We start from the raw sequence: 16,191 nt of genomic DNA on the forward strand, positions 1-16,191 counted from the left end.
CAGGTAGTCGCGGATCAGACCCCAGGACTGGTGGGCGCCGGAGGCGGGGCTCCAGTAGATCGAGCCGCCCTGGAAGCGCTGGGCGCAACCGCCGTCGCGGAGTCCGCAGAACTCCCCGCCGAGCGGGTAGCCGAGCTGACCGGTCTCCCAGCCCAGGTCGGCGTACTTCTGCCCGATCGCTCCCCAGACCGGGGCCGGTCCGGACGCCGGCGACCAGTAGATCAGGCCGCCGGTGAAGCGCTGGGCGCAACCACCGTCGCGGAGTCCGCAGAACTCATCGGAGGTGGGGTAACCGAGCTTGCTGGTCTCCCAGCGCACGTCGGCGTACGCCACCGAGATCGCACCCCAGACCGGGTACGCGCCGGTTGCCGGGGTCCAGTAGATGAGCCCGCCCTCGAAGCGCTGGGCACAGCCGCCGTCGCGCAGCCCGCAGAACTCATCGCTCGTCGGGTAGCCCAGCTTGCCGGTCTCCCAGCCGGTCGCGGCCCACTTGTCGCGGATCGCGCCCTTCACCACGTGCTCACCGGTGTTCGGCGAGGAATAGACCGAACCGTTCTCGAAGTGCTGACCGCAGCCGCCGTCGCGCAGCCCGCAGAACTTGTTGCCGATCGGCTTGCCGAGCGGACCGTACGCCGGCTGCAGGGTGACCGGGACGTAGGCGGTGGTGTTGGTCGGGCTGGCGACCAGCTTCAGGATCGCCGGGCCGGCCGGCATTCCCGCGGGCAGGGTCACCGTCAGCTCACCCTGGCCGTTGCTGATCGCGGCCTCACCGACCTGCTGGTCGTTGATGGTCGCGACCACCCTGGTGTTCGGCTGCGGCGGGGCGGTGGTGCCGTTGACGGTCATGTCGATGGTGTCCGGGGCGACCGTGCTCGGTACGCCGAGTCTGAAGGTCGTCGCCTTCCCCTCCTCGAGCACGTCGGCCTTCGGGGTCATCGACACCGACTGGCGGGCGTAGCTCGGCGACAGCGGGGTGTTCTTCTTCACCCAGTCGACGAACGCCTCCAGGTCCACCCGGCCGGAGTCCCTGGTGTTGGTGCCCTTGCCGAGCTCGAAGAAGTTGTCGCCGCCGGCGATCAGGAAGGAGCCGGAACCGACGGTGTACTTCGCGGCCGGATCCACTGCCTTGCCGTTGATCGCGATCGAGGTGATCCGATCGCCCTCGGCGCGGGAGGCGTCGTAGGTGTAGCTGACGTTCCGCGACAGTCCGAGCTGCAGGTAGGGCCGCGACGGCACGTTGCCGGCGGCATCGCGCTGCCACTGCTGCTCCAGCACCGTCTTCAGCTGGGCACCGGTGATCTCGGTGGTCATCAGCGAGTTGGCGAACGGCAGGATCGAGGCGGCCTCCTCGTAGGTGATCTCGCCGGCGTTGATGTCGGCGCGGGTGCCACCGGGGTTCTGCATGCCGATGAAGTTCGGGTTGCCTGCCGACAGCTGGTCATAGAACATCTGCGCGACGGTGTCGCTCATCACCGACTCGCGGTTGCGGCTCGCGCCGGCCTCGCGGGCGATCGGCGCGGTGGCCTCACCGACGACCTGGGAGCCGACAACCTTCGCCTGGGCGAGCGCCTCGTCCAGGATCGTCTTCACCTGCCGGGCCCGCTCATAGGTGGCCGTGGCGGTGGCGGAGGTCATCGTCGACTTGATGTTGGCCACCGAATAGCAGCCGACCTGCTTGGTCGCCGGGTCGAAGCCGAGTTCGATCTTGCCGATGTTGGTGGCGTACGAACCGGTCTGGATGACCGGACGGGTGACACCGGTCATCCCGGGGACCGGGGCCTGGTAGGCGTAGGTCTGGTGGGTGTGGCCGTTCAGGATCGCCGACACCCGCGAATCGGTGCCGTTGATGATCCGGTCGAACGCCGGCGCCGACGGCGGGGCGGTCGTCGGTTCGGTGGTCGAACCCGGGGAACCCTCGTGGAAGGAGGCGATCACCAGGTCGGCCTCACCGTTGGCCGGGTTGCCGTCCTTGAGCTGGGCGACCTGGGCGTTCACCGCGTCCACCGGATCGGTGACCTTCCAGCCCTCCATCCCGGCGGGGGAGACCAGCGAGCCGAGATCTCCGGTGACCGCGCCGACGACGGCGACCTTCAGGCCGGCCTTGTCGAAGATCGTGTAGGGCTGGGCGATCGGCTGACCGGTGCTGGTGCTGACGATGTTCGCGGCGGTGTAGGGGAACTTCGCCCGCGGAACGATCCGGTCGGTGAAGTCCTTGGCGCCCTTGTCGAACTCGTGGTTGCCGACCGCGCTGCCGTCGACGCCGGCCGCGTTCAGGATGTCGATCGTCGGATTGTCGTCCTGCGAGGCGGAGGTGAACAGCGACCCGCCGACCGAGTCGCCGGCGCCGTAGAGGATCGTGTTGGCGTCGCCACCGGCCTCGGCGCGCAGCTTCTCGATGTCACCGAAGAAGCCGACGGTGTCCGGGTTGCTCTGGGCCAGTCGGCCGTGGAAGTCGTTGAAGCCGAGCAGCGTCAGCTTGCTCTCGTTGACGCACTGCGCCGCCGGGGTCGCCTTGACCTTCGCCGGCGTACGCGACGGCGTGGCGCTCGCGGTCGTGCTCGCGGTCGGGGACTGCGCGGACGAGGACTGGGCGGACGGGGTGGGCGCGGGGGTACGCGTCGTCGAGGGTGACGGGGTGGGCGTCGGGGCGGCGTACGCCGTCGCAACCGGCCCGGCAACGAGGCCGAGGGCGCACGCCGTGGCGGCGGCTCCCCGGAACCAGCCAGGAATCTGCATGACTCTCCTAGTCAGAATGGGCAGAGCGAACTCAGGGCAGGGCGAACCCGGTGCCCCGAACCACCCAAATGCCTCGGCCAACCCGGCCGCAACCGATGTCGACGATTGTTGGCGGAATGTTTCCTTTGCCCGGAACCCGTCCACAGCCGTTGGACAGGGCAGGGACAGTGGGTGGGCAGGTACGCGGGGGAGAGTCGTCCTCGACCGAGTGACAGTCAGGAGACACCGATGACGAACAGCCCAGAACCGCAGCAGACCCCCGCCGGCCCGGCGTACCAGGGACGACTGCTCGACCGGCCCGGCGAGGAGGTCATCGACCAGGGCGCGGCCTTCGACATCCGGACCGTGCTGAGTCGCCGGGGGATGCTGGGGCTGCTGGGCGCCGGCGGGGTGGCGGCGCTGGCGGCGTGCACGACCGGCGTCGGTGCGACCACGGAGTCGGCCGCGGCGACCTCCGGTACCGCGGTGGGAGAGATCCCGGAGGAGACGAACGGGCCGTACCCAGCGGACGGCACCACAGACCTGAACATCCTCCGGCAGTCGAGGATCGAGCGCAGCGACATCCGCACCAACCTGGGCGGCGGAACACCCGTCGCGGGCATACCGCTGACCTTCACGTTCACGCTCACCGACATGGCGAAGGGCAACGTGCCGTTCGCGGGCGCGGCGGTCTATCTGTGGCACTGCGACGCGCAGGGGCGCTATTCGATGTACACCGACGGGGTCGAGAACGAGACCTGGCTGCGCGGCATCCAGGTCGCCGACGACCAGGGTCGGGTCACCTTCACCACGATCGTGCCCGGCTGCTACCAGGGGCGGTGGACGCACTTCCACTTCGAGGTCTTCGGCGACCTGGCCTCGGCGACCGATGTGCAGAATGCGATCGCCACCTCACAGGTCGCCTTCCCGGCGGACATGCTCACGGCCGTGTACGCGGACAGTCGCTATCCCAATTCGGCAAGGAATCTGGCCCGGGTCGGCACCCAGCCGGCCGACGACCGCCTCTTCGGCGACGGTGACGTCAACCTGCAGCTCCCGACGATGACTGGGGATGTGGCCTCGGGGTACGCCGGGTCGCTGCCGGTCGCCATCGACACCACGACCGCCCCGGGCGGTGGCGGGATGGGTGGCCGCCCACCGCGGTGACTGTCCTGCTCACGTCCATCGAGTAGCTCGCGCAGCGAGCGTGTCGAGATGAACCCGGTCAGTGGTCGTCGCCGATGGGGTGTTGCCGGACCCGGTGTCGCAGATGCCGCCGCGGCGTACGATTGCGGTCCAATCCCTGTGGTGGCAGGAACTCCGGCAGCCGATCGGCGGGATTCAGGCGGACCTCCCAGCGATTTTCGTTGTGCAGTTGATTTCTCGAGGGTTCGACCAGGGCGTGGTGGTGCGGGCAGAGGAGTACGCCGTTGTCGAGACTGGTCGGTCCGCCACACCACCAGGGGCGGATGTGGTGAGCGCCGCAGCGACGGGCGGGTTGGTCGCAGCCGGGGAAGATGCAGCCACCGTCACGGGCAATCAGGGCAGCGCGGAGCTCACCGGTGAAGAAGCGGCGCAATTTCCCTACATCCAAGGGAATTCCGAGCCCGCCGAGGACGATGGGGATGATCTCGGCATCACAGGCCAGGAGGCGGAGTTGTTGCGCGGACATCGGGCCGGCTGTGGTGTCGGTGCAGCCGATGCCGCGACGCAGGGTATCCAGGCCGACGGTGACGTTCACCCGGGCGCGATCGGCGTCGTGGGCGGGTGCGTGCCGGGCGTCGGCGTACGCCTGGGCGACCTCCATGAGTGCGTCCGCGCGGCCCATCGCCCGCGACGGGCGGCCGCCACACAATCCACACGACGGCCCCGCGCAGGACGATCCGCAGAGCGGTGGTTCGTCGGCCTGGTGCCGATCGACCAGTGCATCCAACAGCGCGGTCAGCTTCTCGCCCTCGGCAGCTGGGAGCTGACCCTTGATGTGGGTCGAACCGTGGCCGTCGTGGTGCAGATGGAGTGCACGGTTGCGGCGAGCCGACTGCTCTTCCTGCTCGAGTCGGCGTTCCAGCAGGGCGTCGGCGTGGTCGGGGTCGATCACCTCGACGAGTCGGTTGCCGAGTTCGCGCAGCTCGACCGGATCCCACCGTTGGGCCTGTTCGACCATGGTCTGCTGGGCGGCGGTTTCCTTGCCTGGTGGCAGATCCGGCGGCAGATGCTTCAACGATTCCAGGATCGCGGTCGCCTGCCGAGGTGAGATCGCGGCCTCGGCCAGTGCCCGCCACACCAACGGTGCGTCCATCGTCCGGATGGCCTCGCGGAGCGCCCCCGCAGCCTGATTGCCTGCGTAGGCGTGGCTTTCCCGCAACCAGGTCGTGGTCCGCACCCCGTGCACCTGCCGCGTGGCGTTGCTCGTACTGATGCCGGCCAGGGTCCGGGTGGAGTGCGCCTGGAAGCGGGCGGCGATCCGTTCGTCGACCTCGGCGACGTGCAGCCTCTGCTCGTCGGTGAGCAACCGCTCGTCACCGTCGGCGAGGAGTTGGCGCAGCAGTTCGTCGACCGTCTCCACGGTCTCGACGTAACGTGCTGCGCTGCAGGTCATGTCCCCATTCAATAGAACGGGTCTGACGGTCTCGGCCCGGATTGCCCGCACTGGCGAGAAATCTCGAAATCTGTGGACAACTTTCTGACCGCCACGCCTGGACTGTCAGTGCCTCCCTGGATGCTGGGAATCCCCAGGAGAGGAACACATCATGTTGAATCACGTGAGACACACGGAGTTGTTTGAAACCGCGATCCAGATCCGGGAGCGCTTCGCGGACCGGTATGAGTCGCAGCGCGACAGTGGGAAGCAGAACCCGTTGGCCAAGCGATCGCGTGCCAGGAAACGCGTCGTGTGCGCTGGGTTTGGTCTCATCGCATGCGTTGGTCTCTTGGTGGCGATGCCCCCTGCCCACTCATTCGGGTTCGCGGCTGGGCTGGTGCTTTTCGCAGCAGGTCTCGCTGGAATGATGTTCTTGGTGCCATTCGTCCTCAGCCGTCGGGCGATGGAGTGGATTGGTCGAATGATGATACCTGCCAATGCAGCTCTTCGGTGGGTTTTGATCTTCGCTCTGATCGTCTCCGTCGCGTTCCAAGTAGTGATGGCGGTCCGAGCTCCCAACGAGGCCTATCGCATCGTTCTGAGTGTCATCGTTCTCACCCTGCAGATTGGCGCAGCGCTGACTGTCCGGGTGGCTTACGCCGGCATGCCGATCCTCTCGACTCGCACTCGCGATGGTGCACCCTGGCAGCGCAGAAGTGCCAACCTTTGGCTCTTCGCTCAGTTGGCACTGCTGGCGGGGTTTGTGGCGACCACGTGGGCAACCGAGGCATTGTCGATCATCGGGGGAAGCGTGGTGGTGGCCCTCATCCTTTACATGGTGGGCTGTCAGCGCACACGAACGCAGCAGATTGCCACGGCGCGCGCCGATCTGGTGCAGAGACTTACGGATCTCCGAAGCGTGTATGGGCCCGGGCGTGTGCCCACTTTGGATGAGGTTCGCCCTCCCCTGCTCGCATTCCAAGACCTGTGCAATGAGGATCTCTCAGATCCGCGCGCAGGCCTCCTTGGGCGGACCCTCGTCGACAGCGATCTCGCCTTGGTCGTCGACTATTGTGCGGGCAGGCTTTTGGGCTGTCCGGAGAGTGTGCGTCAGCTTGAATATGCAGAGTTCTTCAGGAACGGCTGTAACGGTGAGCCCGGGCTCAGCTCGTCCTCCGTGGATGATCTGATTGCAGCTCTAGGGGAGTTCGTCGAGGAACTGAGGCATCGTCTGCATCATCCATTCCTGACCGCAAAGCAGGCAGAGCGCTTTGCAGGACGGGACGAAGTGACTCAGCGGGGTTGGAACGCGTTCTCTCGCTAGGGTGCCCATGTGCCCGACCCCATCCAACTCATCGCCACCGACCTCGACGGGACCCTGCTGCGCAGCGACCTGAGCATCGGTCCGCGGACCGCCGAGGTGCTCGATCGGGTGCGCGAGCGCGGGATCCTGGTGGTCCCGGTGACGGCCCGCCAGCCCGGGCCGCTGCTGCAGGTGACCGGCGCGGCGAACTTCGACGGCTGGGCGATCTGTGCCAACGGGGCGTTCGCCGAGAACCTCGGCACGGGGGAGGTCGCGTACGCCCGGACCCTCGCCCCACCGATCCAGGCCGAACTCGCCACTCGCCTCCGCGAGCTCGCCCCCGACGTGCGGTTCGCGGTGATCCGCGATCTGGGGCGCACCTTCTGCGCCGAGGCCGGATACCGACAACTTCTGGCCGATGGTGATCATGGAAGACCGATCCGCGAGATCATGATCATCGACGGTCCGGAGCTGTTCTCCGAACCCTGCGTCAAGTTCGTCGCCCGTGACCCCAGCATCCCGGCCGCCGAGCTGGAGTCCATGATCAACTCATTGTCGATCAAGGAAATCACTGCCACTCGCTCCGGCGCCCCCTTCGTCGAGGTGGCCGCCGCCGGCGTCGACAAGGGCAGCGGCCTGGCCAGGCTGTGCAGCCGCCTCGGCATCGACCGGCAGGCCGTGGTCGCCTTCGGGGATGCCCCCAATGATGTCGAGATGCTGCGCTGGGCCGGCCGCGGGATCGCGATGGTCGACGCCGACCCGCTCGCGATCCGGGCCGCCGACGAGATCCTGCCCGCCGGCAACGACGCCGAGGCGGTCGCCGACTGGCTGGCGACCCATCTGCTCTGATCTCTTGGGGCCAACCGGCCGGTCCGCGCTCGCAACACCGGCGATAACTGCTGACGAAGTCGGGGTCCCTTGCATTTGTTACTGGCCAGTAGTTCAATGGATCGTGAAGCCCAGACTGCTGTCGTTCCAATGAGGTAGCCCCATGACGCACTACAAGTCCAACCTGCGTGACATCACCTTCGATCTCTTCGACGTGCTCGGCCGCGACGCCGTGCTCGGCACCGGACCGGCCGAGGACATGGACCGCGAGACCGCCGAGGCGGTGCTCAGCGAGATGGAGCACCTCTGCGCGACCCGGATCGCCGAGCCCTACGCCGAGGGTGACCACAACCCCCCGATCTACGACCCGCAGACCCGCACGGTGACGATCCCGGAGTCGACCAAGCAGGCGTTCAAGCAGTACATGGACTCCGACTGGTGGCGGCTCGAGCTGCCCGAGGTGCTCGGCGGCCAGGAGACCCCGCCCTCGCTGCGCTGGGCCGCGATGGAGCAGATCCTCGGTGCCAACCCGGCGCTCTACATGTATTCCGCGGGCCCCAAGTTCGCCCAGGTCGTGCACGAGAACGGCACCGAGCGGGACCAGAAGATCGCCCAGCACATGGTCGACCGCCAGTGGGGCGCGACGATGATCCTGACCGAGCCCGATGCCGGCTCCGATGTGGGCGCCGGGCGTACCCGGGCCCTCCCGCAGGCCGACGGCACCTGGCACATCGAGGGCGTGAAGCGCTTCATCACCTCCGGTGAGCAGGACATGACCGAGAACATCATGCACCTGGTGCTCGCCCGCCCCCACGGTGTCGAGGGCGTCGGCGGCCCCGGCACCAAGGGTCTCTCGCTGTTCCTGGTGCCCAAGTACATGTTCGACATGGAGTCCGGCGAGGTCTTCACCGATCAGCGCAACGGCGTGTACGCCACCAATGTCGAGAAGAAGATGGGTCTGAAGGTCTCCGCCACCTGCGAGATGACCTTCGGTGACGGCGCCCCGGCCGTCGGCTGGCTGCTCGGCGAGGTGCACGACGGCATCGCGCAGATGTTCCAGGTGATCGAGCACGCCCGGATGATGGTCGGCACCAAGGCGATGGCGACCCTGTCCACCGGCTACCTCAATGCGCTGGAGTACGCCAAGCAGCGCGTCCAGGGTGCCGACATGCTGACCCCGGCCAAGGATGCGCCGCGCGTCACCATCACCCATCACCCCGACGTCCGGCGCTCGCTGCTCACCCAGAAGTCCACCGCCGAGGCGCTGCGGCTGCTGGTGCTCTACACCGCCAGCTGGCAGGACCGGGTCTGGCAGGCCGCGGCCGAGGGGCGTACCGACGAAGAGGCCGAGGGCGTCAACGATCTGCTGCTGCCGATCGTCAAGGGCTACGGCTCCGAGCGCGCCTGGACCACCCTGGGCACCGAGACCCTGCAGACCTTCGGTGGCTCCGGCTTCCTGCAGGACTACCCGATCGAGCAGTACGTCCGCGACGCCAAGATCGACACCCTCTACGAGGGCACCACCGCGATCCAGGGTCAGGACTTCTTCTTCCGCAAGATCGTCAAGGACCAGGGTCGGGCGATCGGCGTGGTATCCAAGCAGATCGAGGAATTCCTCGGCATCGAGGGCCCGCTGACCGACGAGCGCAAGCTGCTCGGCCGGGCCGCGGAGGATGCCGCGCTGATGGTCGGCATGCTGACCCAGGTGCTGATGGGTGCGCAGCAGAACCCCAAGGACCTCTACAAGGTCGGGCTGAACACCAGCCGGGTGCTGATGGCCCTCGGTGACCTGGTCTGTGCCTGGCTGCTGATCCGCGCCGGTGAGGTGGCGCAGTCCCAGCTCGAGGGTGCCACCGGTGCCGAGAAGGACTTCCTGGCCGGCAAGATCGCCTCCGCCCAGTGGTTCGCCCGGACCCGGTTGCCGCAGCTGACCGCCGAGCGCAAGATGCTCGAGGCCACCACCCTGGATGCGATGGAGCTGCCCGAGTCGGCATTCTGATCGACCCGGCTGATCGACCCGGCTGGACGACCCGCCTGACCGGCCCGCGTCTCCCCGACCGCAGCCCCGGCCCACCGACTGGTGGACCGGGGCTGCGTCGCGTTTCAGTGGGCAGTGAAATCATCCTTACTGATCAATAAGGAAATGTGCCGTTCTGCGGAACGCGCCATGGTGTCGTGCCTCGCTCGCCGCGGACACTCGATGCCAAGCACGCCTGATCGCAGCGAGCTCCTGCATCCGGGAAAGTGCGTCCGCGGCGCGGTCCCGCGCCGCTCAGGTCTTCCCCGCGAAGCCCACGTCCGGCAGGCGCTGACGCCTGCCCGAAACAAGGAGCACCCATGTCCACTGCCCGACCCCGACTGGAGATCGCGCACCTCGCGCGAGCCGAGCTGATGACCCCCGACCTGGAGGGTTCGCTCTGGTTCTTCACCGAACTGCTCGGCATGCGGGAGACCGCTCGCGTCGGCGACTCCGTCTATCTGCGCGCCTTCGAGGATCCCTACCACCACTCGCTCAAGCTGACCGCCGCCGACCGCGCCGGGATCGGCGTGATGGGGTGGCGTACCACCTCCCAGGACGCCTTCGACCGCCGCCGGGACGCCGTCGACAAGGCCGGCCTCGGCCTCGGCCCGACCAGGGGCGACGAGGGCGTCGGTGAGACCTTCGCCTTCCAGACACCCGACGGTCACTCGATGGAGCTGATCTGGAACGTGGAGAAGTATCAGGCGCCGCCGGAGCTGCGCTCACCCATCCTGACCCGCGCCTCGAAGCGCCCGCTGAAGGGCGTACCGGTCCGCCGCATGGACCACGTCAACCTGCTCGCCTCCGACGTGCGCGCCCAGAAGGATGCGCTGGAGCAGACCCTCGGCTTCGACGTCCGCGAAGTGATGGTCGACGGCAACGTCGATGTCGGCGCCTGGCTGAGCGTGAACCAGCTCTCCCACGAGATCGCGGTGATGAACGACGCGTCCGGCGCCAAGGGGCGGCTGCACCACCTCGCCTTCTATTTCGGCAGCCCGCAGTACAGCTTCGACTTCCTCGAGATCTGCCGGGAGAACGGCGTACGCATCGAGATGGGCCCCGGCATGCACGGCGCGACCCAGGGCCTCTACCTCTACGTCTTCGAACCCGGTGGCAACCGGATCGAGTTCTTCGGCACCGTCGGCTTCCTCAACTTCGATCCCGACGTCGACACCAAGGTGTGGTCGGTGGAGGAGTTCATGAACGGCTGCGGCGTCTCGGTCGGCTCGTCGCTGTTCCCCGAGGAGTTCATGCTCTTCGGTACGCCGGTCGTCGACCTCGCCACCGGTGAGCCGATCGACGGCACCGGTGCCCGACTGGGTGCGCTGGCATGAGCCCGACCTTCGGCTTCCTGCACGGTTCCTGGCACACCGGGGGATGCTGGGACCCGACCAGGCAGGCGTTGGAACGCCGCGGCGTGCCGTCGGTCACGGTGACGATGCCGATCGACGATCCCACCCAGGGCGCCGCCGACTACGCCGCCCAGATCGTCGAGCAGTGGCGCGGGATCGACGACCTGGTGGTCGTTGCCCACTCGGCCGGTGGGCTGACCGCGCCGCTGCTGCCGGCGCTCCGCCCGGTACGCGGCATGATCTTCCTCGCCGCGCTGCTGCCCGAGGTGGGCGACAGCCTGGCGGGTCAGCGCGCCACCGGGCACCAGGTGATGACCGAGCAGTGGCTCACCGAATACCTCCCGCAGCAGGTCCGGTTGCCCGACGGGCGCACCGAATGGCCGGCCGAGCTGGCGCGGGAGATCTTCTACCACGACGTGGCGGATCCGGCCCTGGTCGAGGCCGCCCTCGCCGAGCTGCGGCCGCAGGCGATGACGCCGCTGACCGAGGTCACCCCGCTGGTGGAGTGGCCGAGCGTGCCGATGGACTACCTCGCCTGTGCCGATGACCGGGTGGTCTCCGCGGATGCCGGGTCGGCGCTGGCGCGGCAGCGGCTCGGGATCGAACCACGGCGGATGCCGGGCGGGCATTCGCCGTTCCTGGCCCGGCCCGACGAGCTCGTCGATCGGCTGCTCGAGGTGGCCGAGCAGCAGGGCTGACCGCCGGCAGCGCAGCGCGGCCATGGCGCCCCGCCGATCCGTCGGCGAGAATGACCCATGGACAACTCATCGAGATTCTCCCGCCGTGCCGCGCTGCTGGCCGCCGGTGGTCTCGCGCTCGCCACCGGTGCGCTCGGCGGCACCGCTGGATCCGCGTACGCCGCAGGGCGGCGGCGTACCCCGGCTCCCGAGACCATCGCGCTGCCGGACGGCCTCCGGCCCGAGGGCATCACCGCCTCGGCGACCGCGCTGTTCGTCGGCTCGCTGGCCGACGGCCGGATCGTCCGCGTCGACCCGGTGACCGGGGCGGTCACCACCGTGTGGGCCGGTCAGGCCGGCCGCCAGGTCCGCGGCCTGCGCCACGACCCGCGTTCCGGGCTGATCTGGGCCGCCGGCAACGTCGGCAGCGAGGCCCACGTCTGGGCGATCGACTCGAACACCGGGGCGGTGGTGTTCGACCAGCTGGTGCCCGGCGGGGTCTTCCTGAACGACCTGGTGGTGACCCGCGATGCCGTCTTCGTCACCGACTCCCGGGTCGACCGGCTGACCCGGATCCCGCTCACCACGGCGGGTACGCCGACCGGTGCGGCACCCACCTTCATCCCGTTGGGCGGTGCCTGGCCGGCCGGCGACGGTACCGCGGTGAACGCCAACGGCATCCGCGAGCTGCCCGACGGGTCGCTGATCCTGAACAACAGCCAGCACGGCGGCCTCTGGCAGGTCGACCCGGTGACCGGGGTGGCGCGGGAGATCCCGGTCTCCGGCGGGCCCGGGATCACCGGCGGCGACGGCCTGGAACGGTCCGGCGAGTGGCTCTACAACGTCCGCGGCAGCGGCCAGTACGAGGTCTCGGTGCTGAAACTGAGCCCCGACGGCAGCGGTGGCTGGCGGGCCAAGTGGCAGGGCGCGCGCAGCGACGAGACCCTCGACATCCCCTCCACCGCGGCCCTGCTGGGCGGCTGGTTGTGGGCGGTCAACGCCCGTTTCGGGGTGGCCTCGCCGGGCACCGCGTCCTACTGGATCACCCGGCTGCCGGCCCGCTGAGATCCTGGCGGGGTCACCGATAGCCTTGGGCCCTCGCCCGCCGTCGAGCACCCAAGGAGAACCGTGACCGCACCCCTGCGTACCGATGCCAAACTCGTGGTGTCCGCCTTCCTGGTCTCGGGGGTCGTGCATCTGGTGAAGCCGAAGGTGTTCAAGCCGCTGATCCCGAGCTGGGTGCCCGCGGACCGGGAGGTGATCGGTGCCTCGGGCATCGCCGAGTTGGTCTGCGCGGTCGGTCTGCTGCTGCCGGCCAGTCGGCGGGCCGCGGGGGTCGCGAGCGCGGCGCTGCTGGTCGCGGTGTTCCCCGGGAACGTGCAGATGACCGTCGACGCACTCGCCGGGACGAACCGGACCCGGCAGGCGATCACGCTGGCCCGACTGCCGCTGCAGCTCCCGTTGATCCGCGCGGCCTGGCGGGCCGGCCGCGACTGAACAAGGGCTGGATCCCCACCTGGTGAAACATCTGTGGGGGCGCCCGTACACTGTCGCCCGTGCCAGATGCCATCAGTCGTAGTCGCCGCCGGGCCGAGATCACGCGGGCCGCGATCCGCGCCTTCGCTCGAGGGGGTTACGACGGCACCACCTTGGCCGACATCGCCCAGGCCGCCGGGGTCTCCCAGCCCCGGATCAGCCAGATCTACGGCAACAAGGAGAACGCCTTCCTGGAGGCCCACGCGCAGGCCGCCGAGACGCTCACCCAGATGATCCAGGCCCGGGCCACGCCGCCGTTCTCCGCCGAACGGATGCTGGCCGGTTACTTCGATGTCGTCAGCCAGGATCCGGACAGCATGATGGTCATCTTCCGTGCCTTCACCTCCGCCTCCGCGGTACCCCGGATCGGGGTGGATGTCCGGCAGGTCCTCGGCGAGGTGGTCGACATCGTGATCAACGGGGCCGGTGGCACGTACGCCGACGCGCTCGACTTCCTGGGGCGCTGCTTCACGATCTATCACGTGCTGGCGGCCGATCTGCCGGGCCACGTCCAGGAGTCGGAGCATTTCGCGGGGGTCCTCGAGGAGCTGCGGCGGGGCCGGGACGAGACGCCCACCGACTGATCCCGGGCGTACCGGCCGCGGGTCAGGGAATGGACCGGACCCCGGCGGCCCGGGGCGATGGTCTAACCTCCCGGACAGCCTGCCCGGCCGGGGCGGGTCGTCCCAGGGAGAGGTCGATGCGCATTCCACCCGCACGCCGGCAGGAGTTGCTGCTCGAAGCCGCCTTCCGGGTGATGGCCCGCGACGGGGTCGCGGCCGCGACGACGCGTGCGGTCTGTGCCGAGGCGGACATGCCGCTGGCCAGCTTCCACTACGTGTTCGAGTCCCAGCAGGCCCTGATGGCCGCGCTGATCCGATCGGTGGTGCAGCGCGAATCCCACCTGGTGCCGGGGTTCGAGCCCAGCGGCGACCTGGGGTGCGACATCGAGAAGCTGCTGCTGAGCACTTTCGAGTTCGTCCGCGAGCACCCGGGTGAGGAGCAGGCGCTGCTCGAGCTCGGGCACTACGCCGCGCGTACGCCGGGACTGCAGGAGCTCGCCGGGTCGCGGTTCGAGGTCTCCGCGGCGGTGGTACGCGGTGCGCTGGACCAGCTCGAGGCCCGGTACGGGCCGTTGCGCACCGACCGCGAGCTGCTGGTGCAGTTGGTGATCACGGTGATCGAGGGCAACACGATGGTCTGGCTCAGCACTCGCGACGATGAGGCCTGTCGGGCCGGTCTGCGGGAGTTCGCCCGCCAGCTCACCGACCTCTGCCGGGCCACCGAATCCGGGGAAGTCTGAGAGTTCTGCGGGTTTTCTGAGAGAAACAGCCCCAAAAATTTCGTTTTTGCGGGCGAACCTGCTTAGACTCGCCCCGTCCTTGTCACGAAATGATCTCGACGCGAAGGCCTGATCTTGTCCGACTCTCCCGAGCAGCTGCCCGACTCGCTCGCCGATGACCGCATCGACGAGTCCGCTGTGGAGCATCTGCCCCAGCGGGCCCTGGTGGATGACGAGCCCGCCGGTGCCAGCGCGTTCCGCTCCCGGATCCGTCGTTTCGCGCTCCCCGGCGTACTGACCCTGTCGGTGCTCGCCGGGCTGGCGCTCGCCGGTGTCACCGGGCCGCGTCCCGATGACAGCAGCATCGCCGCGGCCCCGGCCGCCGCGACCGCTGCGCCGGCCGCCCCGCCCGAGGCGCGGACCGCCGATACCACCAGCCGGGATCAGTCCCGCACCGCGATCGACGTGCCGACCCCCGAGGCGAGCCCGTCGGAGGGCGTTTCCCCCGAGGGTCAGCAGCCGGCGCCGCGGCCCGCCGAGGCGCCGCTGATGAAGGTGTCCACCCTGGCGCCGTCGCCGACCAGCAAGCCGACCGTCGCCGGCACCCGGTACGCGACCGCGACCGTGAATGTCCGGGTCGAGGCGAGCGCCGACAGCGACAAGATCGGTTCGGTCGCCGAAGGGGACGCCGTCTCCATCACCGGCAAGACCGCCTCCGGCTTCAGCCAGATTCTGCTCGACAGCAAGACCGGCTGGGTCTCCAGCGAATACCTGAGCAGCAACAAGCCCAGCGCCTCCGCCAAGCCGAGCGCCCCGGCCAGCAGCAGCCAGAGCCGGTCGTCGACCCCGTCGAAGTCCTCCAGCTCCTCCAGCTCCGGCAAGACCGCCTCGGGCAACGGCCCCGCCGCCCCGGCCCCGGCTCCCGCCGGTTCGGGCAGCTGCAAGCCGGTCGCCGGCCTGCAGGCCAGCACCGCCCGCGTGCAGCAGGCCGTCTGCGCGAAGTTCCCCGGTGCCGCCGACAGCTACGGCGGCGTCCGACCGGACAACGTCGACTACCGGCACCCGGCCGGGCTGGCGCTGGACGTGATGATCTCGAACAGCTCCTCCGGCTGGCAGATCGCCGAGTGGGCCAAGGCCAACGCCGGCTCCTACGGCATCTCCCAGGTCATCTACCAGCAGAAGATCTGGACCACCCAGCGCTCCTCCGAGGGCTGGCGCTCGATGTCCGATCGTGGTTCGGCCACCGCCAACCACATGGACCACGTGCACATCTCCATCGGCGGTTCCTGAGCCGAGACCCGCGAAGCCCCCTGCTCCGGCAGGGGGCTTCGTCGTTTTCCGGGATCGTCGGGTTCGCCTACGCGCCGGGTTCCCAAAATGATCAAGGAATATCCGGACCTTCATCTGCAAACATACGTATGCAGGTACGAATATTCCATGATCATTTATTCTACCTACCTACCGGCCGTGGACGGGCTCGTCCCCGATGGCGCGGAGGCCAACCGCCGCCGGAGCCGTGGTCGGATCGTGCTGCTGTGTCATGGCCCACACGCTGTCCCGCAGGGGTGATCCAGGTCATATCACCCAGCGCATATCCAATTGGATTTCCCGTAGTCAGACGCCTATACTGAAGATGTCATTGGCGACAACCCCTAATCACAGAAAATTCCCCGACCTGCGGGTCAGGGTTCGTCGGAAAGATGAACAGCATGTCCTTCGCCAAGAACTTCCGCCAGCGTCGCGCCGCCAACCGCACCCAGCGGGCCGTGCAGCGCGCGATCAACAGCGCCGCCACCCCGGCGATGCGCGACGAGCTGATCCTCGTCGCCCAGCGCTCGCGCCTCTACTGAGCGATTGAGCCACCCCTGGGGCCACACCCCCAGGTAGCTGCTCCGCG

The 16,191-nt window shown here is 68.6% G+C and carries 14 protein-coding genes; 12 read left to right on the forward strand and 2 right to left on the reverse strand.

Features of this window, described 5'->3' with window-relative positions:
* The coding region (locus C8D81_RS12515; protein ID WP_208109263.1) for a 5'-nucleotidase C-terminal domain-containing protein at positions 1-2,736 on the reverse strand (2,736 nt) is incomplete at its 3' end.
* A 228-nt stretch (positions 2,737-2,964) separates the two neighbouring features.
* Between C8D81_RS12515 and C8D81_RS12520 the strand changes: the two genes are divergently transcribed.
* Complete coding sequence (locus C8D81_RS12520; protein WP_133626161.1) at positions 2,965-3,882, forward strand: intradiol ring-cleavage dioxygenase; 918 nt, start codon at positions 2,965-2,967, stop codon at positions 3,880-3,882.
* A 58-nt stretch (positions 3,883-3,940) separates the two neighbouring features.
* Here C8D81_RS12520 and C8D81_RS12525 read toward each other — a convergent pair whose 3' ends face one another.
* On the reverse strand, positions 3,941-5,314 hold the full coding sequence (locus C8D81_RS12525; protein ID WP_133626162.1) for an HNH endonuclease signature motif containing protein: 1,374 nt from the start codon (positions 5,312-5,314) through the stop codon (positions 3,941-3,943).
* A 151-nt stretch (positions 5,315-5,465) separates the two neighbouring features.
* Between C8D81_RS12525 and C8D81_RS12530 the strand changes: the two genes are divergently transcribed.
* From C8D81_RS12530 to C8D81_RS20975, 11 genes are all read left to right on the forward strand, one after another.
* Positions 5,466-6,620, forward strand: coding sequence for a hypothetical protein (locus C8D81_RS12530; RefSeq protein ID WP_094356729.1), 1,155 nt, complete (start codon positions 5,466-5,468; stop codon positions 6,618-6,620).
* Between the two features lie 9 nt (positions 6,621-6,629).
* Complete coding sequence (locus C8D81_RS12535; RefSeq protein ID WP_208109264.1) at positions 6,630-7,448, forward strand: HAD-IIB family hydrolase; 819 nt, start codon at positions 6,630-6,632, stop codon at positions 7,446-7,448.
* A gap of 142 nt (positions 7,449-7,590) precedes the next feature.
* A complete protein-coding gene (locus C8D81_RS12540) occupies positions 7,591-9,426 on the forward strand; it encodes an acyl-CoA dehydrogenase (protein WP_133626163.1) in 1,836 nt (611 codons plus the stop codon).
* A 338-nt stretch (positions 9,427-9,764) separates the two neighbouring features.
* Entirely contained in the window at positions 9,765-10,781 is a 1,017-nt protein-coding gene (locus tag C8D81_RS12545; RefSeq protein WP_094356727.1) for a VOC family protein, read from the forward strand.
* The gene (locus C8D81_RS12550) at positions 10,778-11,497 is read left to right on the forward strand and encodes an alpha/beta fold hydrolase (RefSeq protein WP_133626164.1); all 720 of its coding nucleotides are present in this window, start codon (positions 10,778-10,780) and stop codon (positions 11,495-11,497) included. The genes C8D81_RS12545 and C8D81_RS12550 overlap by 4 nt, the downstream gene beginning before the upstream one ends.
* Positions 11,498-11,554: 57 nt before the next feature.
* Positions 11,555-12,541 carry an NHL repeat-containing protein gene (locus tag C8D81_RS12555; protein ID WP_094404425.1) on the forward strand — a complete coding sequence of 329 codons (987 nt, stop codon included), beginning with the start codon at positions 11,555-11,557 and terminating at the stop codon, positions 12,539-12,541.
* A 63-nt stretch (positions 12,542-12,604) separates the two neighbouring features.
* Positions 12,605-12,973, forward strand: a complete 369-nt coding sequence (locus C8D81_RS12560; RefSeq protein ID WP_094356724.1) for a DoxX family protein — start codon at positions 12,605-12,607, stop codon at positions 12,971-12,973.
* A 59-nt stretch (positions 12,974-13,032) separates the two neighbouring features.
* Entirely contained in the window at positions 13,033-13,596 is a 564-nt protein-coding gene (locus tag C8D81_RS12565; RefSeq protein ID WP_144009108.1) for a TetR/AcrR family transcriptional regulator, read from the forward strand.
* A 116-nt stretch (positions 13,597-13,712) separates the two neighbouring features.
* Entirely contained in the window at positions 13,713-14,315 is a 603-nt protein-coding gene (locus tag C8D81_RS12570) for a TetR/AcrR family transcriptional regulator (RefSeq protein ID WP_166646798.1), read from the forward strand.
* Between the two features lie 114 nt (positions 14,316-14,429).
* Complete coding sequence (locus C8D81_RS12575; protein WP_094430752.1) at positions 14,430-15,584, forward strand: SH3 domain-containing protein; 1,155 nt, start codon at positions 14,430-14,432, stop codon at positions 15,582-15,584.
* 419 nt (positions 15,585-16,003) lie between these two features.
* Entirely contained in the window at positions 16,004-16,144 is a 141-nt protein-coding gene (locus tag C8D81_RS20975; protein WP_166646799.1) for a hypothetical protein, read from the forward strand.
* Positions 16,145-16,191 lie beyond the last annotated feature (47 nt).

Origin of the sequence: Enemella evansiae, assembly GCF_004362375.1 — a bacterium.
GTDB lineage: Bacteria > Actinomycetota > Actinomycetes > Propionibacteriales > Propionibacteriaceae > Enemella > Enemella evansiae.